The sequence below is a fragment of the Pseudomonas ogarae genome, assembly GCF_014268695.2.
Lineage (GTDB): Bacteria > Pseudomonadota > Gammaproteobacteria > Pseudomonadales > Pseudomonadaceae > Aquipseudomonas > Aquipseudomonas kilonensis.
In genome coordinates this window covers 4,423,409-4,445,230 of record NZ_CP077086.1, presented here as the reverse complement: position 1 = coordinate 4,445,230, position 21,822 = coordinate 4,423,409, and the positions used below count along the sequence as shown (strand labels likewise).

Below are 21,822 nucleotides of genomic sequence, written 5' to 3'. Positions count from 1 at the left end.
CCTAAAATATGGAATTTATGTATTTTTTGCCGAGGCTGTCCCTTTGGCGGACCTGGGGAGCAAGGGGAGGTGCGGAAAGGGCTCTAAACCTGTGGGAGCGAGCTTGCTCGCGATGAGGCCAGCCAGTTCAATACTCATGTAACTGAACCGCCGCCATCGCGAGCAAGCTCGCTCCCACAGGGACTGTGCTTAATTGACGGGCATCAGGGCCCGATGCCAATCAATCGCTCGGTGCCCAGCAGCCATGCAGCGACATGCGCATCCGGAAGGGGATCCTGATCCGGGCAATGGGACCGCTGGCCATGTCACGGGTGTCCAGCACGACCAGTTCACTGCGCCCTTCGGCAATGAGGTTGAGCAGGGCAACTACATAGCCATCGGCTTCCTCGGCATCAGCAGAGCGCGGTATGAAGATGGGCTCCTGGAAGCAGCCGCTGTCGCCGGGAAACCAGGCGTCGGTGCGGCCTGTCTGCAGGTCCAGGTGCGCCAGCAGGTTGAAAAACTGGAAGGGTATCGGCCCATTCGCCGGGTTGTAAGGACGCTCAGGATCAAAGGCGAGCAGGAAACCATGCTGGTACTTTCGACCGATGTAGCGATCATCACACCGTGGAAACTCGCAGGGATATTCCGTCAGTGGCTGCGGTTGAACGTCCTCCTGCGCGCCATTGAGGTCGAAGGTCCAGCGCATCAGGCTGGCGGCCAGGGTTTCAGGCGGTGGTACGTAGCCGTCGGCCTGGGGGAAGAAGTAGAAGATGTTCCCGCCGGTGACCGGCATGTCCACATACACCTTGCCGTCCTCATCGAACGCATTGAGCGTATGCCCCTGGAAACCGTCCTTGGGCCCCTTGAACCAACGCACATCTTGCCCACACCCGTTGCGCGGCACGATGGCGAACAGCTGGGGCAGGTCGGGTTGCCACTGGAAATGCGGCCCGCCGTTTTTCATGCGCTCGACGTCCACCGTCAACGGAATCAACGGGAACACCACGTACCGTTCGGTCACCGCGAAATCATGCACCATCGCCGCATAAGGGGCCTGGAACCAGATCTCGTGCAGCAGCTTTCCGTCGGGCGAGATTTCGAAATAGGCCTGGTCGGGCGTGCCGTCGCCTTTGGCCTCATAGCTGCAGGCCAGCAGGTTGCCTGTCACCGGATCGAGCTTGGGGTGGGCGGTGAACGTCGCGGCTTTGATCTGCCCATCAAAGGTCCATTCGCCGAGGGTCTCCAGGGTTTCAAGATCCAGCGCCCAAGGCAGGGCATCTTCCTTGAGCGCCAACAGGACGCCGTTGTGCGGGATAACGGTGGTGTTGGCGGTGGTGTTGTTTTTCGCCGCGAGGGGGTCATTGGTGTAGACGTTTCGATAGACGCCGTTGAGCGAACGCCCTTCACGGCGCTGGGCCAGCAGGCGATCGGTCTTCACGTAGCGGCGTCGCATCGAGACTTTGCCATTGGCAAAGTTGAAGCGGCTGACCACGCCGTCGCCGTTGAAAAAAATGTCGTTACCCAGCATGGGGGGGTACTGCGGGTCTGGCGCCACCTGATAAAAAGTCCCACAGATCGAAGCGGGCAGGATGCCTTCGATCTCAAGATCGAACACCTCTGCTTCCACGCGGCTGGGCGTGTAGAGAACGCCGGAAAATTCAGGGGTTTGAGGGAATGGAATACTCATCGGGCAATCTCGTCAATGTGCGGGTTCGTTCATGTTCAGGCCGATTGCGGGGACATCGCCGGCCCGGAAGGCTTCACGCCGCGGCGAAAGCGTGCAACGACCAGGCACGAGATCACCAAGGCTAGCAGATAGGCTGAGGCGGCCAGCCATCCGACCGCGCGCAAGTGTCCCTCGCCCACGACCAGTGCGGCGCCAAACGGGCCGAGTCCCTGGCCGATGAAAATCGCAGCGTTACCCAGGCCTGCCAGTCGGCCGGAAGGGTCCAGTTCCGCCGCCATGGAAAGCAGGTAGGGCAGGCTGAAAAACCAGACCATATGGATCAGGCAGGCCGTGGTGATAAAGGCAACGGGGCTGGTGCCATAGACCATGATCAAGGTCGCCAGCAATGCCGTGCCGAAGCTCAACAGTTGCGGAAACAGCAGGCCCAGGCGCCGTCCGATCAACCCGGCCAGCCCGGCGCCAAGGGCACCGGCAAGGATGCTGCCGCCGAGGATGCCGCCAATCTGCTGGGGCTCCAGACCGATGCTGTTGCCGATGCGTTCCTGGTACACCCACAGGGCGGAGTGGCCGAAAAACAGCAGGGCAAATAGCAGGATCAACAGCATGGCGGTGAGACCGAATGGCTGGATCGAGCCATTGGCCGCGCGATGGGCGTCCGGGTAGCGCTTGGGCACTCTCCAGCAACCCAGCGCCGCGAGCACGCTGGTGATCGCCAACAGGGAAAACGCGCCATTCACGCCAAATACTTGAAGGACCAGCGGCATGGAGGTCACCAGCAGCATGCCCCACAGCAGGTTGCCGATGTTGATGATGGCGAAGGTCGCATCCTTGGACGTGCGCAGCGCTGCGGTGGCATAGACCACCGCCATGACCGCGCCGCCGCTGGCGCCGCAGATCATCCTGGAAATGACCAGTCCGGCCTGGCTGTGCAGTTGTGTGCTGACCAGGTTACCCAATGCCAGGATCAACAAGGCCACCAGGGCGAAGCGGCGCCGGTCGACGCTCGCCATGAACAGGGCGCAGACCCCGCAAGCGATGGCCATCGCCATGAGTTCCGCGGCGAAGATCGCGCCGATTGCATTGAGCGGCAGGCCGAGCTGGTCGATCAAGGCACCGCCCAGGATCGGCTGGATCTGTAGCGTCCCCAGGGAAATGACCATCATCAGGCAGATGGCCCCCAGTGATTTTTTGCTGTCGATGGAGTCGAGTGCGTTCATGAAGCATCACCTCAGGTAAAGAGCCCGCTCATGCGTGAGCCGGCCTACACGTCAATCAGAACTTGTGAACGTAGCGAACCTGCACCTGGTAATCCGCTCGGGAGCGATTCTCGACACCGGTTTCTTTATAGGTGTTGAGCCAGAAGGCTTTGTCTTCGGTGATTTTCCAGAACAGGCCCGGGCCAAAGCCCAGCACCTTTTCCCGGGAGTCGGTCAGGGTGTTGCCGTTGACCTTGTCATCGGAAATCTGCCGGAAGTAGTAGCCGTTGATGCCCACCGAGACCTTCGGGAACACTTCGTACGAGGCGGTGAAGTTGGCCCAAGCCGACTGTCCTGACTGGGTGTCGCGCACCGCTTGCCCTTCAAAGAACTGCTGCGAACTGCTCGCCGGATCGTCGTTCTTGAAGTTGTACAGATAGTTCAGTCTCCAGCTCACTTCCCAACGGGGTGCTGGCATCCAGGTCGCAGCCCAGTAGGGGTTCAGGGAGAAGTGGTTGGAGGCGGGGTTCAGGTCTTTGTCTTTGTCGTACTTGCCCGTTGGCAGGATGGTGTCGAAGGCCATGCGCTGGACGAAAACCGGCCGGCCGCTGGCGTCGACGATTGGATCGAACTGGACCTGTGGCCCGACCGTGACATCGCCCAGGCCGGTAGCGTTGTCCTTGAGCTTGGCACCGTTGTCACCGAAGTCGCCGTCCAGGGTTACGACAGGGACCAGCAGGCTCCAACCCAGGTGTGCCCCTCCCGCGAAGGTGTCGGGGGAGTAGTAGCTCAGTTGATTGATCATCGTGATGACGTTGATCTTCGGGTCATCGAAGGCGCCGTTTTTCTTGCCGCCGTTGGTCCTGATGCTGCTGGCGGTGCTGAATTTCAGGTAGGTCTGGTGAGTCAGCCCGGGCGGCCCCGCAAATCCGTCGTAAAAGCTGGTGCCGCCCAGGTTGATACCGCTGGGTTGGCTTACGGACGGTGGAGGAGGGCCGTCGGCTGCATGGGCGGCAAATGACGCGAAGCTGAGTGCCAGGCACGCTGGCAGGGATTTGGTCAGGCTCATTGAAGTGGCTCTATTCTTGGAATTGTGAGCGGGGGAATGTCCCCTGGCACTTCGACTTTAAGTCCCGGTGGTGGGTGATGCTTGAGCGCAACGGCCAGAGTTGACTGGGAGCGCCATGAACCGGGAGAAACGCGAGCGAACTGCTCAGCCGCCAGCGCCAACGGCGCGCCAGGCGGCCTCGGCCAGTTGCTGCCGGTAGAGCTCAGGGCTGCGTTTGACTCGGGCCGAGAGCCAGGCGCGGCAATAGCTCTCCGCCGAACCGATGATCAATGACGGGATCAGCTCAAAAGGCAGGTCCTGCAAATCCTGCTGGTGGGCAGGGTCGCTGAACCATTGCTTGAGCGCGGCGTTCCTGGCGGAATTCGCTTCGGCGAGCCGCTCATTGAAGCTGCTGCGTGCGACCGCAAAGCGAGCCTGGTACTGGAATCGCGCCCAATCGGGCTGGCTGACCACCCAATCCACATAGCTGAACACCAAGGCGTGGACCCATTCCCTGGTTGACGTGACAGCGCCGAGGTAGCTCTCCCTGAGCCGTGCCTGGTCATCCAGGGCGGTCATGTACAACGCCGCGACCAAGCCTTCCTTGTTATCGAAATGGTGATAGATGGCCCCCACGCTCATCTGGCTTTCGGCCCGGATGATGTCGATGGTGGTCGCTTCTATGCCCTGTTGATTAAACAACGCCAGGGCACATCGCAGGATGTGCCGCTTGGACTCGGCACGGCGCCCTGGGTAGCAACGCTCGAGGAGATCGACAGGTTCCATTTTTCGGCCCAGGCAAAAAGGGGCCATGGTAATTGAAACGACGGCTAGGCACGAGCGATTGACAGGGTGGACATTTACAGAATATTGTTCTGTAACAGAGCAATATTCTGTAATGGAATGATGTTCTGTTCGTGACTTCAATCCACCTGACCAGAGATCCCCCATGAGCCAGACTCTCAGCATGTACCAAAGCGTTGGCCCGTCCGCTTTCAGCAATATGGCCTGCCAGATGGCACCGTATTTCGGCACCATCAACCCGGAAATTTCTGTGTTGACCCCCGGTCGCGGTGAAGTGAAGGTGCCGTTTCGCAAGGAGATCACCAATCACCTGGCGTCCGTTCACGCGATCGCGTTGTGCAACGCGGCAGAACTGGCGGGCGGCATGATGACCGAGGTGTCCATCCCCAGCGGCGCGCGCTGGATTCCCAAAGGCATGACCGTCGAGTACTTGGCCAAGGCCAAGACCTCCATCCATGCGATTGCCGACGGTAGTGACATCGACTGGCAGACTTCGGGCGACAAGATTGTCCCGGTCGAGATCTTCGACGAGGCTGGGGTGAAGGTCTTCACGGCGCGCATCACCATGAATGTGAAAGTCGGCTAGATCGCCTGGCCCATCAAGCGTCGCCCGTCTCCGCCAGATGCGCCATCAGCCACTGGCGGAAGCGGTTGACGCTTTGTCTGTTCTGGGCCCGACCTTGAGGTTCCAGCAGGCAGAACTGCGCGTCGGTACGCAGGATGGCTTGTGTCGGCCGCACCAGGTTGCCGGTTTGCAAGTGATTGCTGAGCAGGCCCGACCAGGCCAGGGCGATCCCTTGGCCCGCCAGCGCCGACTGGATCAACATGGAGTAGCTGTTGATGTTGATGCGCCGCCGAGGTTCTGGCGCCTGGTAGCCAAGGCGTTGGAACCATTCCTTCCAGCCAATCCAGTCGCGGTGCTGGTCTTCAAGCCATAACCAGGTGCATCCACCCAGTTGCTCCAGCGTCTCGATCCCTGGATGCTGCGTCAGATAGGCAGGGCTGCATACCGGGAAAATCTCTTCGTTGAACAACGGCGTGACTTTCATGTTTTTTGGTGGCGTGCTGCAGTAATACAGCGCCAGGTCACAGTCCAGCCGGGAAAAGTCGCTGACTTGATCCGTCGCGATAATGCGCAGGTCAATCTCTTCATTCTGGCGCTGGAACTCCGATACAAGCGGCAGCAGCCACAATGACGCCATCGCCGTACTGGTGACGACAGTGACCTGCTGCGCGCCTTGCCAATGGCGCATTCCCGCGGTGGCCTGGGCGATTTGCTGCAACGTATCGCGGATGCTCTCGTAATACTGGCTGCCCGAGACAGTGAGGTTGATTTCCCGCGTCGTGCGGGTGAACAGCGCCGTGCCCAAATAATCTTCGAGCAAGCGTATCTGGCGGCTGATGGCGCCTTGGGTGACGTTCAGTTCGCGTGCCGCCACGGTGAAGCTCAAGTGGCGGGCGGCGGCCTCGAATGCCACCAGGCTGTTGAGGGGCGGCAAGGGTTGCAGTTTCATCAGGCTGGGCCACTGTCTTATTAGGGTAAGCGCACGGAGATTGTGCAGAAGCCAGTGTGCAGTGACTACCTTATTCGCGATGCAAGGCTAAAGATCCAGGACCAGGTCAGAAGTGGGCTTGCTGCAGCACAGCAAACGCAGGCCTTTGTCGATTTCCCGTTGCCGGATACCGCCGTTGTGATTCATCTCGACCGTACCCTGTAGCAGGGCGGTCTTGCAGGTGCCGCAAACGCCCTGGCTGCAGGAGGAGGGCACGATTGCCCCGGCCTTTTTTGCGGCGCTCAGCACGGTCTGATTGCCCGGCATGCTGAACGTCTTCCCCGAGCGCGACAAGGTTACCGTGAACACCTCCTGCTGATCGAGGGAAGGGGTTTGCTCGAGCAACGGTTCCTCGTTCAGCGCGGTGATGTCGAAGCTTTCCTGATGATAGTGGGCGAAATCGAACGCCGCTTCCCTGAGCAGCGACTTGACCGCTTCCATGTAGCCCTGGGGACCACAGGTAAAGATTTCCCGTTCCTTGTAGTCCGGCACTTGCTGGCTCAGCAACGGCAAATCGAGCCGGCCTATCGGTTGCTGCCATTGAGCGGTGTCGCCGAGACCTTCGCACACACTGATGACCCGCAGTCCCGGCATGGCGGCCTGCATGCGCGTCAATTCTGCGTGGAAGATGATATCTGTGGGGGTACGCGCGCTGTGCACGAAAACGATGTCGAGATTGCCGGCCATGTCGCAGGCGGCCCGGGTCATCGACATCAAGGGCGTCACACCCGAGCCGGCCGACAGGTACAACAACTTGGTCGCAGGATGGCCGACCGGTGTAAAGCTGCCCGCGGGGCCGGAAGCCTTGAGGTTGTCTCCCGGCTTGAGGTTGTCATGCAGCCAGTTCGACACTGCTCCCCCAGGTACGCGCTTGACGGTAATGGAAAACGCAAAGGGCCGGGTCGGGGAGGACGACAGGGTGTAGCAACGGAAGAGGGTCTGCCCGCCAATGACCGGTGAGATCGTGATGAATTGACCGGGTTCGAAACTCAATGCGCTGAAGTCCTCACAACGAAAAATGAAGGTTTTTACGTCATGGGTTTCCTGGCGCACGGCGCAGCACTGCAGGGTTTTTTGTTCACCGCTGTGCCACTGCGAGCCGAACGTGCTCCAGGTTGTCGGGTCGGTAAACCGTTGGACTGCATGGGGGCTGGCAGGGCGCATCAGGTTTTCGTAAGTCGTCATGTGCATTCCTCACACGCCGTGGGCGGCCAGACGCGCCGCGTACCAGCGAGAGAACTGGTCGACATAGGTTTCGGTAAAGGCCGAGAACGGCCCGGGCGTGTAGGCCGGATCCTGGGTGCCGCTGTGGGTGATGCCGACGAGGTTGGCGTCCTGCAGGTTGGTCGCCGCCCAGACTTCGGTCAGCTTATCCACCTGGTAGTCAACGCCTTCGACGGCATCGGCGTGAACCAGCCATTTGGTGCGCACCAGGGTTTTATCGGGCGCCAGCGGGATGATGTAGGAGACCACGGCGTGATCGCTCATGACATGGGTCCAGGAGTTGTGCGTCCAAAGATGCACGTCGCCCAAGTCGCGACGGGTGAGGTCGCCAAACAGCCTGGTGCACGCCACGCGAGTGTCCAGGGTCTGGGATTCGCCATTGCCGGCAATGGCCAGTCGCTGCGAGCGGAATTGGGTCACGGCGTCTTCACCCAGGTGTTCGACGGCATCGCAGATATAGCCTTCGCGCTCCCAGTTGGCCTTGGTGTCGGCATTGCGGCGGTGATATTCGGCCAATGCCTGAAGTGAATCCTCGCCCAGCCCATCGGTGCAGAAACCGAAATCTTCGGGCAGGAAAGACGCGGTCAATTCCGGGTGGGTGGCGGCGCAGTGATAACACTCGCGGTTATTCTCGATCACCAGTTTCCAATTGCCGTTCTCGATGATTTCCGATTCGTAGGCGATCTTTGAGTGGGCAATATCGTATTGGGCGAAACGCGGCGTCATGACCTGGTCAAGGTACAGGATGTCTTCTGGTGGTTCGTCGCCCAGGCAGACGAAGACATGGGTGCCGATGACCCGGGTGTGAACAGGGATCAGGCTTTTGCATTTAGGGTCGAAGTCCTTGCCCATGTGTGCCGCATGTTTCAGGCTGCCGTCCAGGTCGTAGCTCCACTGGTGGTAAGGGCAGACCAGCATGCCCACCGTCGACTTGCCGGCCTGTTTCAAACGAGCCCCGCGGTGACGGCAGACATTGCGAAACGCCTGCACATGCTCGTCATCGTCGCGCACCAGGAGGATGGATGACTTGCCGATATCAAGGGTGGAAACATCGCCGGGTTCGGGGACGTCGCTGGTGACACCCACCAGAATCCAATGTTTGGTGAAGAAGACATCGACGTCGGTTTCAAAAATATCCTGGCGACCAAACAAACCGCCTGGCATGCCATGGCCGGGCGTACGGTCGGCCAGGAGTTCACGATGGGTCTTCACGGCATTAATAGTCATTATGGGTCTCGCTCAAACTCAAAGTTGATCAGGCGGCAAGTACAGTTTGGAAAGGTGCAATAAGACCGTCAACGCGCTTTATTTTCACGCTCGCATAACTTTGCGTTATGCGTGAATATTGAGTTTAAATCGTTAATTATCAATTAGTTATATGGATGTCATCGCGCAACCAATCGACCAGTGCCTGGGTCATGGGCTCAAGTTTTCGACCGCTTGGAATTACCAGGTAATAAGCGTCTTTTGGCTTGACCACGTAGGGCGTGATTCTGATCAGTTCGCCACTGTTGAGGCGGTGCGCGATCAGCCGACTCCATCCCAGTGCAATGCCGTGGCCTTGAATGGCCGCCTGGATCGCATCGTTGTAGGAACTGCAGCGAAATGAATAATTGAGCTTGGGGCGCATATCGCCCAGTTCCCGGCACCAACGGTTCCAGGTCATCCAGCCTTCAAGGGTGGAATCGGAGTCAATCAGCGCCGTGTCCAGAAAATCGGTAATGGCTGAAGGTGCCGGGTTGGCGGCGAGCCAGGCCGGCGAGCAAACGGGAAACACTTCTTCATCGAACAGGAAAACCGAACTGCCATCCTCCCATTTTCCATTACCGAAACGGATGGCCAGGTCGACGTCATCCCGATAAGAACTTGGCGAGACCTGCTGCGTCATCAGGCGCAATTTCAACTTCGGTTGCAGGGTGCGCAGAGCGATCAATCTGGGGAGTATTCTCAAGTGAGAAAACGCCTCCGTGCAGGCGATGGTGATCTCCTGTTCGCCAATGCCTTCGGCAATTTTGTCGAAGACACTGGCCATGCGATGAATGGACTCGGCGACGACCAGATGCAGGACATAGCCTTCGTGAGTCAACTTGATCGCCCGATGAAGTCGATGGAACAGCTTGGTCCCCAGCGTATCTTCCAACAACCGGATTTGCTTGCTGACGGCCGCCTGGGTCACGCCCAGTTCTTGGGCGGCCAGGGTGAAACTGGCCAGCCGCGCCACGGCTTCGAATTCCAGCAACGCCGTCATCGACGGTATCAACCGCCGATAGCCCTTGACCTTTTTATCGATATCGCTGGGTTGCATAGGTGTGTTCCGACGTCGTTGCCTGGTGAATCAAGCCACCGAAGATTCTCTTGCAGGTTCAGAAGGTGCGGGCTGTGACAGGTTGTGCCCCAGCAGTGCCCGATACAGTTCACCGTCGCCCAATATGCCCAGGACTGTACCGGCCTCGTCCTGCACGATCAGTGGATGGCCCGTTTCGTAGCGAATCTGCAGGGCGTCGCGCATGGTGGTCGTCGACGGCACGCAAGTGGGCTGTCGAGCCAAGGTCTCGATTTTCTCGATCGGATTCCATGATTGGACATGTGCGGTTGTGGCGCCTTTTCGAGCGCTGGCCAAATGACGCTGCGGGTTCACCACCATCCACAGGTTCTGAGCTGTATCCAGGCAGTATTCGTCGCGGGCAAAAACGCACTGGTCCAGCGGGGTCATCAAGCTTTTCGCACACAGCACATTCAACGGGTTGGTGTGGGCGACGAAGTTACGCACGTAGTCGTCGGCCGGGTTCAGCACGATCTCTTCGGGCTTGCTGTACTGGATGATCTTGCCGTCTTTCATGATGGCGATGCGCGTGCCCAGCTTCAGGGCTTCGTCCAGGTCATGGCTGACGAAGACGATGGTCTTGTGCAATTTGCGCTGCAGATCGAGCAACTCATCTTGCAGACCCTGGCGGATCAGCGGGTCGAGGGCGGAGAAGGGTTCGTCCATCAGCAGGATGTCGGCGTCCATCGCCAGGGCGCGGGCCAGGCCGACCCGTTGCTGCATGCCGCCGGACAACTCGTCGGGCTTCTTGTTACGCCATTGAGTCAGGCCCACCAGTTCGAGTTTTTCATCCACCAGCTTGCGCCGTTCTTTCTCAGGACGGCCCTGCATTTCCAGACCGAAGCTGATGTTCTCGCGCACCGTCAGCCAAGGCATCAGGGCGAACTTCTGGAACACCATGGCGATGCGCTGGGTGCGCATCATCTTCAGTTCAGCGGGGGGGCAGGAGGCGATGTCGATCTGCCGGCCTTCGTGTTCGACGAACAGCTTGCCGCGGCTGACGGTGTTCAGGCCGTTGATGCAGCGCAGCAGGCTGGATTTACCGGAGCCGGACAGGCCCATCAGTACGCAGATCTCGCCTTTGTTGATCTCCAGGTTGGCTTTTTCCACGCCGACGATCAAACCGGTTTTCTGAAGAATCTCCGGACGGGAAAAACCGTGGTCGAGTAGATCCAGGGCGGGTTTCGGACGGGTAGAGAAAATGACGTCAACGTCTTCAAAACGGATGATGCTCATGCGTCACCTCTTTTCAGGGTTTCACGTTGCTTGCAGATGCGGTCGAGCGTGATCGCCAGCAGCACGATCGCCAGGCCCGCTTCAAAACCCATCGCGATATCGGCGGTGTTCAGCGCATTGACCACCGGCTTGCCAAGCCCGTCGGCACCGACGAGGGCGGCGATCACCACCATGGAAAGCGACAGCATGATGCACTGGGTGATGCCGGCGGCGATGCTGGGCATGGCGTGGGGCAATTCGATGCGCGCCAACAACTGGCGGCGCGAACAGCCAAAGGCCTTGCCGGCATCCATCAACTCTTCGGGCACGTCACAGATGCCCAGGTAGGTCAGGCGAATAGGGGCGGCGATGGCGAATACCACGGTGGATATCAGGCCTGGGACCACACCCAGGCCGAAGAGCGTCAGGGTAGGAATCAGATAGACGAAGGTGGGCACGGTCTGCATCAGGTCGAGGACTGGTCGCAAGCCTGCATAGAACCAGGGGCGATGTGCCGCGACGATGCCCAGCGGTACGCCGATGACCACGCAGACGAGTGTGGCGAAGGTCACTTGGGCGAGGGTCTCCATGGTCTCCTGCCAGTAGCCGAGATTGAATATCAGCAGGAACGAGAGGGCCACGAAGAGGGTGAGGCTCACCTTGCGTTGGATGTAATAGGCAAGCAGGACAAATACAGCGATCAACACCAAGGGGTTGAACCAAAGGAGCGCGCTGGTCAATGCGGTAATGACGCCAGACAAGGACAACGATATGGCGTCGAAAATACCTGCGCCATGTTGAGTCAACCATTCGACATACCGGGCGATGTATTCGCCCAGTGGAAGTTTCTCTTGTGTAATCCACATATCACTAATCCGGCTGATGGAAAGAAACAGCACGCCAGCAACCGCCCGGGCGCAGCTCCGTGTGCCAGGTTCCAGGCAACACAAAACGACTGCGCGAGGCGTCGCGTGAGCAGTTATCGAAGTTTGGGCAGGGGATGAGTAACGGAAGACGCGTGTATCAAAGCCAGTCGCCCCTGCATTCTTTGGCCGGGTGTCGAAGGTCTTTCAGAGGTGTGCACTGCAAGATTCATGTTGGCGGCTCGTTGTTGTTTTGGTTTGGAGTCCGTTGCCTGTGGGAGATAGTTATCCAGGTGCTTTTTGCTGACAAACCATTTTATGTCAGTGTCTCATGAGTTTTTATCATTAATTATTCACCACTTCTCGGGCGAAAAAGTCAATCAAATGTACTCAGGTGTACATTCGACGGTCATCCGAGTACATTCGCGTTACGCATTATTTTAAAGAAGGTAAGAAAAAATGCCCCAGGTAGGGAAGGCACGCGGCAAGGCTCAGGACGCAGGCTGGCGGGGCTCGCCGGAGGGTTGGCTGGAAGCGGCCTACGAGGCCCTGAAGGAATCGGGCATCGATGCGGTTCGGGTCATGCCGCTGGCCAAGCGCCTGGGCTTGTCACGCACCAGCTTCTACTGGTTCTTCGAGGATCGCGAGCAACTGCTGGCGGCGTTGCTGTCGCGTTGGCGAGAGACGAATACGGGGGGCTTGATCCGGCAATGTGAAAGCTATGCCGAAAGCATCTCCGAGGCGATCCTGAATGTGTTCGAGTGCTGGCTCAACCCGCAATTGTTCGACTCGCAGTTCGAGTTTGCCGTGCGCAGCTGGGCGCTGCAGTCCGCTGAAGTGGCCCAAGAGGTCGCTGCGGTAGACGAGCAGCGAATGAACGCCCTGGCGAACATGTTCAAGCGCTTTGGTTATGACAGCCAGGGAGCTGATACCCGGGCCCGAACGATTTATCTGACGCAGATCGGCTATATCACCATGAATACGAGTGAGCTGATTACCGTGCGCTTCCAGCGCATTCCTCATTACGTGAGCATCTTCACCGGAAAAGTCCCCAAGCAGCGTGAGCTGGATCGTTTCTATGGGAAGTTCGGCTATGCCGAAAAAGAACCTGGTGTCTTTGTCCCCTTGACGGACACGTTCGAAGGCAACAGCGATGATCAATGAGACTGTGGGGATCATTGGCGGAACCGGCTGGCTGGGCGGCGCGATTGCCAAGGCGGTCTTGGCGAAGGGACTGGTGCGGTCGGGAAACCTGATCATTTCCAATCGTTCGGGAAACCACCCGCTGGTCCAACAAGGTGCCAGCCTGGTTACGGACAACCAGGACCTGGTCGATCGCAGCGACGTCGTGATCATCGCGGTTCGCCCCGAGCAGTTCAGCAGCTTGAACATCAATGCGACGGGCAAAACCGTGATCTCCTTGATGGCCGGCATCACGGCACAGGCAATTGCTACACAGACCATGTCGTCGGCAGTCGTACGGGCGATGCCCAATGCGGCGGTGGAAATCGAGCAGTCCTTTACGCCCTGGTATTGTTCGGGCGGGGTAGAGGCGACGACGAGAACCCTGGTGCAGCGCTTGTTTGAATGTGTGGGCACCGCTGCTGAAGTCCAGGCAGAGGACTTCATCGATTACCTCTCTGCACTCTCAGGCACCGGCCCGGCCTTTCCGGCCTTGTTGATGACGGCGCTGGCCAATCAGGCGATGCTGGCCGGTATACCTGGTGATATCGCGCAGCTTGCCGCGAAAAATGTCGTGGTCAACAGCAGCCAACTACTGGCGAGCCGTGATGCCCAGCAGATGATCGACGCCTTGGTGGCCTACCGGGGCGTAACAGCCGCCGCTTTGCAGGCGATGACCCAGGGGCATTTCGAAGAGCAGATTGGAAGGGCGTTGCAGGCAGGTGCCGCGGTGGCCCGCGAGGGGCTTCAAACCTGATAAAACGATCGGGGTCGGGTAACTGCCACCACCGCATCGCGAGCAGGCTCGCTCCCACATTTGATCTTCAGCGGACACGACATCCATGCCCAACACAAACCCTTTGTGGGAGCGGGCTTGCTCGCGAAGAGGCCAGCACATCCAGCATATTCATTGACTGTGACACCGCTTTCGCGAGCAACCCCACCCCCAGATAAAAAACGGCACTCCTCCAAAAAACGAAAGGCGCCGTTTTCCTCAAGCCAACCTCAAATCCTATTCAGCCTTGAAGCAATACACCGCCAGCTTGTTCCCATCCAGATCCCGAGCATAAGCCGCATAGGCGTTGTCCGCCCAACCGCGCGGCCCAGGCAGGCCTTCACATACGCCACCGTTCGCCAACGCAGCCGTATGGAACGCCAGAACCGCAGCACGGTTCGGTGCCTCGAAGCTCACCGTAACACCGTTACCAATGGTCGCCGGACTGCCATTGGCCGGGTTGAGTACAAAGAACGAAGGCTTATCGACGCCCCAGATGGAACCGGCATCGCTGAGATCGGCAACACGCTTGAGGCCGATTTCCTTCAAGGTGGCGTCATAGAACGCACGTGCTTTTGCCAGGTTGTTGGTGCCGACGGTGACATGGGTAAAAACAGACATCTTGGTTTCCTTTCTATGGGGTAGTTGGACGATCGACCGACACTCAGAAATGAATGACGGTGCGAATGCTTTGCCCTGTGTGCATCAACTCGAAGGCGTCGTTGATCTTGTCCAGGGGCATGTTGTGGGTGATGAAGGTTTCCAGCGGGATTTCCCCCCGGCTGGCCTTCTCTACATAACTGGGCAGTTCGGTGCGGCCCTTCACGCCGCCGAAGGCACTGCCGCGCCATACGCGACCAGTGACGAGCTGGAACGGGCGGGTGCTGATTTCCTGGCCGGCACCGGCCACACCGATGATGATCGACTCGCCCCAACCCTTGTGGCAGCACTCCAGCGCCGCGCGCATCAGTTGCACATTGCCGACGCATTCGAAGGAGTAATCCACGCCACCGTCGGTGAGTTCGACGATCACGTCCTGGATGGGGCGGTCATCGTCCTTGGGGTTGATGAAGTCCGTTGCGCCCAATGACAGGGCAACGTCGCGCTTGGCTGGGTTGATATCGATGGCCAGGATGCGTCCGGCATTGGCCATTTTTGCGCCGATGATCGCGGCCAGGCCGATACCGCCCAACCCGAAGATCGCCACGCTGGCACCCGCTTCGACTTTTGCCGTATTGAGTACCGCGCCAATCCCCGTGGTCACCCCGCAGCCGAGCAGGCAAACCTGATCCAGCGGCGCGTCTTTTGAAATCTTCGCCAGGGAAATTTCCGGCAGCACCGTGTATTCGGAAAAAGTCGAGCAGCCCATGTAATGGAACAGCGGTTGGCCTTCATAGGAAAAACGCGAGGTGCCATCGGGCATCAAGCCTTTGCCCTGGGTGGCCCTGACGGCCTGGCAGAGGTTGGTCTTGCCCGAGAGGCAGAATTTGCACTGCCGACATTCAGCGGTGTAGAGCGGGATCACGTGGTCGCCGACTTGCAGCGACGTCACGCCTTCGCCGACGGACTCGACGACACCGCCGCCCTCATGCCCCAGCACCGTGGGGAAAATGCCTTCGGGATCGCTGCCCGAAAGGGTGAAAGCGTCGGTATGGCAAACGCCAGTGGCGATGATGCGAACCCGGACTTCACCGGCCTTGGGCGGCGCTACATCGATGGTGACCAACCGCAACGGTTCATTGGGCGCGAATGCGACCGCAGCCCTTGATTTCAAGGTCTGTGCTGACATGGAAGAGCCTCGTGTCGAATAGGAAAAATGGCCCCTGATCCAGGATCAGGGGCATGACTTCAGATGTCCTTGACCAGCCGCAGCGCATCGTAGATGGCCGCGTGGGTATTACGCGCCGACACCGCGTCGCCGATCCGGAACAGCTGGAAACGACCCTGCGGGTTGGTCACGATATTCTGGGTTTTCCCGGCGATCAGGTCGTGCTGTTCCACCGCGCCGTTATTGCTCGAATGCGGGCGCAGTTCGAAGTACAAATCGTCCAGGGGCAGGGTGCCGTGGTTGACCACCACCTGATCGACCACGCGCTGCTTGTGCACCTGGCCGTAATCGCTGCCGAAGTTGGCCACCAACTGACCGTCGCGCTTCTCCACGGAGTCGACCCGATAGGTGACCGTGAAGGTAACGTTCAGGTCTTGCAGGCTGCGCATGTAAGGCACCAGGTTCATCGCCATCACCTCCGGCGCAAACGACCGGTCCGGCGTGACGATTTCCAGTTTCGCACCGCTGTTGGCGATGACCTCGGCCGCCTGCAACGCCGCGTGGTCGCCGGCATCGTCGAAGATCAGCACGTTCTGGCCGGGCTTGACGTCGCCGGAAATGATGTCCCAGGTCGACACCACCAGTTCATTGCCCTGCTTGAGTACCTCGGTATGGGGCAAGCCGCCGGTGGCGACGATCACCACGTCCGGCGACTCGGCCATAACGGTCTCGGCTTCGGCCCAGGTGTTGAACTGGAACTTCACGCCCAGTCGTTCGCATTGCGCCATGCGCCAGTCGATGATGCTGATCATCTCGCGGCGACGCTCGCTCTGCGCGGTCAAGCGGATCTGTCCACCGGGCTGATCCGCCACTTCGAACACCGTGACGTCGTGGCCACGCTCCCCGGCCACCCGTGCCGCCTCCAGGCCCGCCGGGCCGGTGCCGATCACCACCACCTTGCGCTTGACCGACGCCTTGGGGATTTCGTGGGGCATGGTGGTTTCGCGGCCAGTGGCGGCGTTGTGGATGCAATACGCCGCGCCGCCCTGATAGATGCGGTCCAGGCAATAGTTGGCGCCGACGCAGGGACGGATTTCCTCTTCGCGCTTTTCGATGATCTTGCGCACGATGTGCGGGTCGGTCATGTGCGCCCGGGTCATGCCGATCATGTCCACCTTGCCGGAGGCGATGGCGTGTCGCGCCGTGGCGACGTCCGGGATCTTGGCCGCATGGAACGTCGGGAAACCGGTGGCTGAACGAATCTCGCCGGCAAAATCCAGGTGCGGCGAGTTGCGCATGCCCTGGATCGGAATCACGTCGGTGAGACCGGCATCGGTGTCGATATGTCCGCGAACGACGTTGAGGAAGTCCACCAGCCCACTGTCCTTGAGCATGTGGGAGATCTGCAGGCCATCGCTGGCACCGAAGCCGCCGGGCAGGTCTTCGTCACCGGTGTAGCGCACCCCGAGCAGGAAATCCTCGCCACAACGCTGGCGAATGCCGCGTAACACATCAAAAGTGAAGCGCATCCGGTTTTCCAGCGAACCACCGTAGGGGCCATCGAGATCGTTGGTCAGTGGCGACCAGAACTGATCCATGAGGTGCCCGTAGGCCTGCAGTTCCAACCCATCGAGACCGGCGGCCTTCATGCGTTCGGCGGCGTCCACGTAATCCTTGATGATCCGGTCGATGTCCCATTCTTCCATCTTTTTCGGGAAGGCCCGGTGGGACGCTTCGCGACGATGGGAAGGCGATACGACTGGGAGCCAGTCGGCCTTGTCCCAGCGTGTGCGCCGTCCCAGGTGGGTCAGCTGGATCATCACCGCCGCGCCGTGTTCGTGGCATTCGTCAGTCAGGTCCTTCATCCATTTGACCACTTCGTCCTTGTACGCCAGCACGTTGTTGAACACCGGCGGGCTGTCCCGGGAAACGGCGGCGGAGCCCGCCGTCATGGTCAGCGCCACACCGGCCTTGGCGCGTTCAACGTGGTAGGCGCGGTACAGATCCTTCGGCATGCCGTCGACAGGATAAGCGGGCTCATGGGAGGTAGTCATGATCCGGTTTTTGAGGGTCAGGTGTTTGATCTTATAGGGCTGCAGCAGAGGATCGCTGGACATGGTGTTGCGCTCCGGGAACAGAACATCAGGCTTGGTTTGACATAACGGTATGTCGAATGTTCATGTGTGTCAACGATTGAGACACAGGTGTACATTTTTCTTGCGTGGCGGAAAAACCAGGATTACCATCCAGTCGAAACAGGGGTGATCCGGCGTATCCGGTCGGTCATCCCGCATCGATCCAGAGTGCAAGGGGGCTATGCAAAGAACTATGAAAGTGCTCGTTGCGGTAAAACGCGCCATCGACCCGAATGTGAAAGTCCGGGTGAAGGCTGACGGTTCAGACGTTGAACTCAATGGCGTGAAAATGGCCTTGAACCCTTTCTGCGAAATCGCGGTGGAGGAGGCGATTCGCCTCAAGGAGAAGGGGCAGGTATCCGAAGTGGTGGTGGTCTCGGTGGGCACTTCGGCCGCCCAGGAACAACTGCGCACGGCATTGGCACTCGGTGCGGACCGGGCGCTGCTGGTCGAGACGAGTGCGCTACTCGAGCCGCTCAACGTCGCCAAGTATTTGAGCAAAGTGATCGATCAGGAAAAGCCGCAACTGATCCTGTTCGGCAAACAGGCAATCGACCAGGAAAACAACCAGGTCGGGCAAATGGTCGCGCAGTTGATCGGCAGCGGTCAGGCCACTTACGCCTCAGCGGTCAATCATGTCGACGGGCAATGGGTGGTCGAGCGTGAGGTGGACGGGGGCAGCCAGGTGCTCGCCCTCGCCATGCCGGCCGTGGTGACCTGCGACTTGCGCCTGAATCAACCGCGCTACGCCTCGTTGCCGAACATCATGAAAGCCAAGAAAAAACCGCTGGAAATCATTGCTGCTGACACCTTGGGCGCGAGCGTGAAGGAACACGCTCGATTGTTAGGGGTCGTCCCGCCGGTGGTGCGCAAAGCGGGCATCAACGTCGGTTCGGTGGCCGAGCTGGTGGATAAATTGAAAAACGTTGCGGGGGTGATTTGATGCGCACATTGGTGATCGCCGAGCACAGTGCAGGTCAGTTGACGGCGGGTACGTGGAGTGCCGTGACCGCCGCCATGGCGCTGGGTGCCGAGACGGATTTGCTGGTGATGGGCGGGACGGACGCGTCGGCAGTGGCGCAACAGGCAGCACTGGCCCAGGGCCTGGACCGGGTGCTGCTCGCACAGGGTGCGATGTTCGAAAACGCCCTGGCTGAAAATGCCCAACCGCTGATCACTTCACTGGTGGCCGAGGGGTATACGCACGTCGTTGCCGACGCCAGCAGCATGGGCCGCAATGTGTTGCCACGGGTCGCGGCCAGCCTGGATGTGGGCATGCTGTCCGACGTCACCCAGATTGTCTCGGCGGACACCTTCCAGCGCCCCATTTATGCCGGCAATGCCATCGCCACGGTGCAGTCCCTTGACCCGATCAAGTTGCTTACCGTTCGTGCCTCGGCGTTCGCCCAGGCCTTGTCCCATGAACATCGTTGCGAAGTGGCGGCGGTGGAGGGCGGGCAAAGCGCAAGCAACGTGCGTTTCGTGAGCGAACAACTGACGGCCAGCGAAAGACCCGACCTGTCGAGCGCCCGCGTCGTTGTTTCCGGTGGCCGCGGTATGCAATCCAAGGAACATTTCGCCTTGATCGAGCGTGTGGCCGACAAGCTCGGTGGTGCCGTAGGGGCCTCGCGTGCCGCGGTGGATTCGGGGTTTGCCCCCAATGATTTGCAGGTCGGGCAGACGGGGAAAATCGTCGCGCCAGAGCTTTACATCGCAGCGGGTATCAGCGGCGCCATTCAACATTTGGCGGGCATGAGCGGCTCAAAGGTCATTGTTGCGATCAACCAGGACGCCGAGGCGCCGATTGCCCAGGTGGCGGATTACATGTTGGTGGCGGATTTGTTCGAGGCCTTGCCGGCGCTCGAAAAAGCATTGTGAGTACTGACATTTATAAGCTCCGCCAAATGGCGGAGGAGGGCCGAACGACCTGAATACATGAAGGGTTTTCGTATAACTAAAACTTATCCATGCATAACTTAAAATCCCTTGAGGGTGTAATGGCACTCTGCTTTTATGAGGGGAGTTAATTCTTCTGCTGCCCTGCCAATAACTATTAATACAGTACGCGGAGATGCACCATGATTACGTTATCCAGTAAAACTTGTATCGGCTGGCTTGCAGGCCTGGCGATGGCCGCCGGTAGCCTGACGGCTCACGCCGAGGAACCCACGCCTATCCGTATTGGATGGGTGAATTGGTCGGATACGGAAATCGCTGTAAAGCTGGCAGATACGGCATTGCGCGACCACTTGAAGCAACCGGTCAAATTGGTACTCGCCGATATTGGCATTCAGTTCCAGGCCCTGGCCAACGGCAATATCGACTTGATTCCGATGGTCTGGCTGCCGAGCACTCACAAGGCGTTCTACGACAAATACCAGGACAAGCTCGAAGACCTCGGCGTGCTGTATGAAGGTCGGATCGGCATGGCGGTGCCAACGTCCATTCCTACCAGTGAGATCGCCAGTGTCGAAGACCTCAACAAGCCTGAAGTACGGGAAAAACTGGGCGGCAAGATCCTGACGTCGGAAGTGGGCAATGGTCAGTACAAACTGACGGAAAAGGCCATCAAGGAATATAAGCTTGATGGTTATAAAATGGTCGCCTCTTCAGAGTCCGGGATGTTGAGCGAGCTGGATCGCAACCTCAAGCGTGACAAATGGTCGTTGATCAACGCCTGGAGTCCGCACTGGATGTTCGCCAAGTGGCCGCTGCGCTACCTGGATGATCCGAAGCAGATTTTCGGTGGTGCCGAACAAATTCACGCGGTTGCCCGCAAAGGCTTCAGTGCCGAACACCCCGATGTCGCCCGCTTCTTCGCCAACTTCAAGATCCCCAAGGCTGACCTTGAGAAGTTGATGTCGACCGCTCGTGACAGTTCGGCAGACAAGGTCGTTGCAGAGTACTACGCCGCCAACAAGCCTCGCTTCGAGGCGATGTTCGGCAGCCAGACCGCCTCCGCGACACCGTCCCAGTAATGGCTGCTGCTATTCAATAGTTGAGTTGCAGTCCGATGTCCTGCGTGAAGGGCATCGGATGCATCGAACGAACATTCAGGCGATACCCTTGAAAACCACAGCCTATCGTCGCTTTACCCTGGATGAGGCGGTCGACTGGGTGAAGCATCTCTGTGAATCGAAGGGCTGCTCACCCGCGGTTGCCAACTCATTGGCCCACGCCACCGTAGCGGCGCAAGCGCGCGGTAACCAGGCCGTGGGGTTTCGGCACCTCGCCGATTACTTGCCGGGCTTTTCTTCCGGACGAATCAATCCACGTGCCGAACCACGCATCTCTCGCGCTGGCGCGATTATCCTCAAGTCCGATGCCCGAGGCGGAATTGCCCAGCTTGGCGTAGATCGATGCTTCGATTCGTTGTGCCATGCCGCGCACGCCAATGGCATGGCCACGCTGAGCCAGTGCAACAGTTTCACCAGTGGCGAGCTGGGTGACTACACGTTGCGGTTTGCCCAGGCCGGGCTGATTGCGTTGGCGGTCGCAAACGGGCCGGCGCTGGTTGCCGTTCCTGGTGCCAAGAGCAAGACCTACTCGACCAATCCGCTTTCATTTGCTGCGCCCTCAGCCGACGGCATCCCGCTGATGTTCGACCAGGCGTGCAGTGCCGCGGCATTCGTGAATATCGCCCACGCCGCTTCGACGGGCAGCGACATCCCTGATGGTTGGGCGGTGGACCAAAAGGGCAACGGCACACGTAATGCCTTGGCGGCGTTGAGCGGTGCGCTGCTGCCTTTTGGTGGTCATCGTGGGGCCAATCTGATGCTCATGGTCGAGGTCCTGGCGGCGGGGCTCACAGGTGCCAACTGGTCGTTGGATGCGCCGGCTTTCAATCAAGGAACCCAGACGCCTGGCTGTGGCCTGTTGATCCTGCTCCTGGCGCCGGCATTCTTTTCAAGCGGGTTTGAACAGCGACTTTCCAGCCAACTGACCCGCCTGACGCAGATGGGCGTCCACAGGCCGGGATGGGAACGGCAACACTCAACACTCACCGCACAGAATGATGGGATCAGTGTTCCCGTTGACCTGTTGGAACAGCTGAGCCGTCTGTAAGC

Annotated in this window: 20 protein-coding genes; 7 read left to right on the top strand and 13 right to left on the bottom strand. The window is 59.2% G+C overall.

From position 1 onward, the window contains the following. Positions 1-220: 220 nt before the first annotated feature. The 4 genes from HU749_RS19360 to HU749_RS19345 form a co-directional block, all read right to left on the bottom strand. Positions 221-1,669: a carotenoid oxygenase family protein gene (locus HU749_RS19360; RefSeq protein ID WP_186649760.1), complete on the bottom strand. Its 1,449-nt coding sequence runs from the start codon at positions 1,667-1,669 to the stop codon at positions 221-223. A 35-nt stretch (positions 1,670-1,704) separates the two neighbouring features. Beyond that, positions 1,705-2,886 (bottom strand): MFS transporter, encoded by a 1,182-nt coding sequence (locus HU749_RS19355; RefSeq protein WP_186649762.1) that lies wholly within the window; start codon positions 2,884-2,886, stop codon positions 1,705-1,707. 55 nt (positions 2,887-2,941) lie between these two features. Beyond that, positions 2,942-3,934 (bottom strand): SphA family protein, encoded by a 993-nt coding sequence (locus HU749_RS19350; RefSeq protein WP_186649764.1) that lies wholly within the window; start codon positions 3,932-3,934, stop codon positions 2,942-2,944. A 144-nt stretch (positions 3,935-4,078) separates the two neighbouring features. Further along, positions 4,079-4,699, bottom strand: a complete 621-nt coding sequence (locus tag HU749_RS19345) for a TetR/AcrR family transcriptional regulator (protein WP_046064919.1) — start codon at positions 4,697-4,699, stop codon at positions 4,079-4,081. A 163-nt stretch (positions 4,700-4,862) separates the two neighbouring features. On the opposite strand from HU749_RS19345, the gene HU749_RS19340 reads away from it, so the two are divergent. Further along, a complete protein-coding gene (locus HU749_RS19340) occupies positions 4,863-5,303 on the top strand; it encodes a hotdog fold domain-containing protein (RefSeq protein ID WP_041475851.1) in 441 nt (146 codons plus the stop codon). Between the two features lie 13 nt (positions 5,304-5,316). On the opposite strand, the gene HU749_RS19335 is transcribed toward HU749_RS19340, so the two are convergent. The 6 genes from HU749_RS19335 to choW all read right to left on the bottom strand — a co-directional run bounded on the left by HU749_RS19335 (position 5,317) and on the right by choW (position 11,898). Further along, entirely contained in the window at positions 5,317-6,231 is a 915-nt protein-coding gene (locus HU749_RS19335) for a LysR substrate-binding domain-containing protein (RefSeq protein WP_079302300.1), read from the bottom strand. Between the two features lie 87 nt (positions 6,232-6,318). After that, a complete protein-coding gene (locus tag HU749_RS19330) occupies positions 6,319-7,455 on the bottom strand; it encodes an FAD-binding oxidoreductase (protein WP_079302299.1) in 1,137 nt (378 codons plus the stop codon). A gap of 9 nt (positions 7,456-7,464) precedes the next feature. After that, positions 7,465-8,721, bottom strand: a complete 1,257-nt coding sequence (locus tag HU749_RS19325) for an aromatic ring-hydroxylating oxygenase subunit alpha (RefSeq protein WP_095962322.1) — start codon at positions 8,719-8,721, stop codon at positions 7,465-7,467. Between the two features lie 139 nt (positions 8,722-8,860). Continuing rightward, positions 8,861-9,799 carry a LysR substrate-binding domain-containing protein gene (locus HU749_RS19320; protein WP_046064924.1) on the bottom strand — a complete coding sequence of 313 codons (939 nt, stop codon included), beginning with the start codon at positions 9,797-9,799 and terminating at the stop codon, positions 8,861-8,863. A 30-nt stretch (positions 9,800-9,829) separates the two neighbouring features. Further along, complete coding sequence (gene choV / locus HU749_RS19315) at positions 9,830-11,053, bottom strand: choline ABC transporter ATP-binding protein (RefSeq protein ID WP_046064925.1); 1,224 nt, start codon at positions 11,051-11,053, stop codon at positions 9,830-9,832. Further along, positions 11,050-11,898, bottom strand: a complete 849-nt coding sequence (gene choW, locus HU749_RS19310; protein ID WP_079302297.1) for a choline ABC transporter permease subunit — start codon at positions 11,896-11,898, stop codon at positions 11,050-11,052. The genes choV and choW overlap by 4 nt, the downstream gene beginning before the upstream one ends. 456 nt (positions 11,899-12,354) lie before the next feature. Here choW and HU749_RS19305 point away from each other — a divergent pair, with 456 nt between their 5' ends. Together HU749_RS19305 and HU749_RS19300 are read left to right on the top strand one after the other, a co-directional pair. Further along, a complete protein-coding gene (locus tag HU749_RS19305) occupies positions 12,355-13,059 on the top strand; it encodes a TetR/AcrR family transcriptional regulator (RefSeq protein WP_046064927.1) in 705 nt (234 codons plus the stop codon). Next, positions 13,049-13,834 (top strand): pyrroline-5-carboxylate reductase family protein, encoded by a 786-nt coding sequence (locus HU749_RS19300; protein WP_186649766.1) that lies wholly within the window; start codon positions 13,049-13,051, stop codon positions 13,832-13,834. Before HU749_RS19305 ends, HU749_RS19300 begins: the two co-directional genes overlap by 11 nt. A 255-nt stretch (positions 13,835-14,089) precedes the next feature. On the opposite strand, the gene HU749_RS19295 is transcribed toward HU749_RS19300, so the two are convergent. From HU749_RS19295 to HU749_RS19285, 3 genes are read right to left on the bottom strand one after another with little or no spacing between them, the layout of a single operon-like run. Continuing rightward, positions 14,090-14,473: a VOC family protein gene (locus HU749_RS19295; protein WP_046064929.1), complete on the bottom strand. Its 384-nt coding sequence runs from the start codon at positions 14,471-14,473 to the stop codon at positions 14,090-14,092. A gap of 43 nt (positions 14,474-14,516) precedes the next feature. Further along, a complete protein-coding gene (locus HU749_RS19290; RefSeq protein WP_079302295.1) occupies positions 14,517-15,641 on the bottom strand; it encodes an S-(hydroxymethyl)glutathione dehydrogenase/class III alcohol dehydrogenase in 1,125 nt (374 codons plus the stop codon). A gap of 59 nt (positions 15,642-15,700) precedes the next feature. Beyond that, a complete protein-coding gene (locus HU749_RS19285; RefSeq protein ID WP_079302294.1) occupies positions 15,701-17,737 on the bottom strand; it encodes an NADH:flavin oxidoreductase in 2,037 nt (678 codons plus the stop codon). Between the two features lie 211 nt (positions 17,738-17,948). Between HU749_RS19285 and HU749_RS19280 the strand changes: the two genes are divergently transcribed. The 4 genes from HU749_RS19280 (at position 17,949) to HU749_RS19265 (ending at position 21,820) form a co-directional block, all read left to right on the top strand. Continuing rightward, positions 17,949-18,698, top strand: a complete 750-nt coding sequence (locus HU749_RS19280) for an electron transfer flavoprotein subunit beta/FixA family protein (protein ID WP_079302293.1) — start codon at positions 17,949-17,951, stop codon at positions 18,696-18,698. Further along, a complete protein-coding gene (locus HU749_RS19275; protein WP_079302292.1) occupies positions 18,698-19,633 on the top strand; it encodes an electron transfer flavoprotein subunit alpha/FixB family protein in 936 nt (311 codons plus the stop codon). The genes HU749_RS19280 and HU749_RS19275 overlap by 1 nt, the downstream gene beginning before the upstream one ends. A gap of 200 nt (positions 19,634-19,833) precedes the next feature. Continuing rightward, positions 19,834-20,733, top strand: a complete 900-nt coding sequence (locus HU749_RS19270; RefSeq protein WP_057450052.1) for a glycine betaine ABC transporter substrate-binding protein — start codon at positions 19,834-19,836, stop codon at positions 20,731-20,733. Positions 20,734-20,791: 58 nt separating this feature from the next. Beyond that, positions 20,792-21,820, top strand: a complete 1,029-nt coding sequence (locus HU749_RS19265; RefSeq protein WP_186649769.1) for an Ldh family oxidoreductase — start codon at positions 20,792-20,794, stop codon at positions 21,818-21,820. Positions 21,821-21,822: the final 2 nt, after the last annotated feature.

What these genes read in the sequence shown, in the direction of transcription:
- HU749_RS19265 (WP_186649769.1), top strand. Translation starts at nt 20,792, where the DNA reads ATGCATCGAACGAACATTCAGGCGATACCCTTGAAAACCACAGCCTAT.
- HU749_RS19280 (WP_079302293.1), top strand. Translation starts at nt 17,949, where the DNA reads ATGAAAGTGCTCGTTGCGGTAAAACGCGCCATCGACCCGAATGTGAAA.
- HU749_RS19355 (WP_186649762.1), bottom strand. Translation starts at nt 2,886, where the DNA reads ATGAACGCACTCGACTCCATCGACAGCAAAAAATCACTGGGGGCCATC.
- HU749_RS19290 (WP_079302295.1), bottom strand. Translation starts at nt 15,641, where the DNA reads ATGTCAGCACAGACCTTGAAATCAAGGGCTGCGGTCGCATTCGCGCCC.
- choW (WP_079302297.1), bottom strand. Translation starts at nt 11,898, where the DNA reads ATGTGGATTACACAAGAGAAACTTCCACTGGGCGAATACATCGCCCGG.
- HU749_RS19320 (WP_046064924.1), bottom strand. Translation starts at nt 9,799, where the DNA reads ATGCAACCCAGCGATATCGATAAAAAGGTCAAGGGCTATCGGCGGTTG.
- HU749_RS19350 (WP_186649764.1), bottom strand. Translation starts at nt 3,934, where the DNA reads ATGAGCCTGACCAAATCCCTGCCAGCGTGCCTGGCACTCAGCTTCGCG.
- HU749_RS19360 (WP_186649760.1), bottom strand. Translation starts at nt 1,669, where the DNA reads ATGAGTATTCCATTCCCTCAAACCCCTGAATTTTCCGGCGTTCTCTAC.
- HU749_RS19270 (WP_057450052.1), top strand. Translation starts at nt 19,834, where the DNA reads ATGATTACGTTATCCAGTAAAACTTGTATCGGCTGGCTTGCAGGCCTG.
- HU749_RS19325 (WP_095962322.1), bottom strand. Translation starts at nt 8,721, where the DNA reads ATGACTATTAATGCCGTGAAGACCCATCGTGAACTCCTGGCCGACCGT.
- choV (WP_046064925.1), bottom strand. Translation starts at nt 11,053, where the DNA reads ATGAGCATCATCCGTTTTGAAGACGTTGACGTCATTTTCTCTACCCGT.
- HU749_RS19340 (WP_041475851.1), top strand. Translation starts at nt 4,863, where the DNA reads ATGAGCCAGACTCTCAGCATGTACCAAAGCGTTGGCCCGTCCGCTTTC.
- HU749_RS19295 (WP_046064929.1), bottom strand. Translation starts at nt 14,473, where the DNA reads ATGTCTGTTTTTACCCATGTCACCGTCGGCACCAACAACCTGGCAAAA.
- HU749_RS19305 (WP_046064927.1), top strand. Translation starts at nt 12,355, where the DNA reads ATGCCCCAGGTAGGGAAGGCACGCGGCAAGGCTCAGGACGCAGGCTGG.
- HU749_RS19335 (WP_079302300.1), bottom strand. Translation starts at nt 6,231, where the DNA reads ATGAAACTGCAACCCTTGCCGCCCCTCAACAGCCTGGTGGCATTCGAG.
- HU749_RS19330 (WP_079302299.1), bottom strand. Translation starts at nt 7,455, where the DNA reads ATGACGACTTACGAAAACCTGATGCGCCCTGCCAGCCCCCATGCAGTC.
- HU749_RS19275 (WP_079302292.1), top strand. Translation starts at nt 18,698, where the DNA reads ATGCGCACATTGGTGATCGCCGAGCACAGTGCAGGTCAGTTGACGGCG.
- HU749_RS19300 (WP_186649766.1), top strand. Translation starts at nt 13,049, where the DNA reads ATGATCAATGAGACTGTGGGGATCATTGGCGGAACCGGCTGGCTGGGC.
- HU749_RS19285 (WP_079302294.1), bottom strand. Translation starts at nt 17,737, where the DNA reads ATGTCCAGCGATCCTCTGCTGCAGCCCTATAAGATCAAACACCTGACC.
- HU749_RS19345 (WP_046064919.1), bottom strand. Translation starts at nt 4,699, where the DNA reads ATGGAACCTGTCGATCTCCTCGAGCGTTGCTACCCAGGGCGCCGTGCC.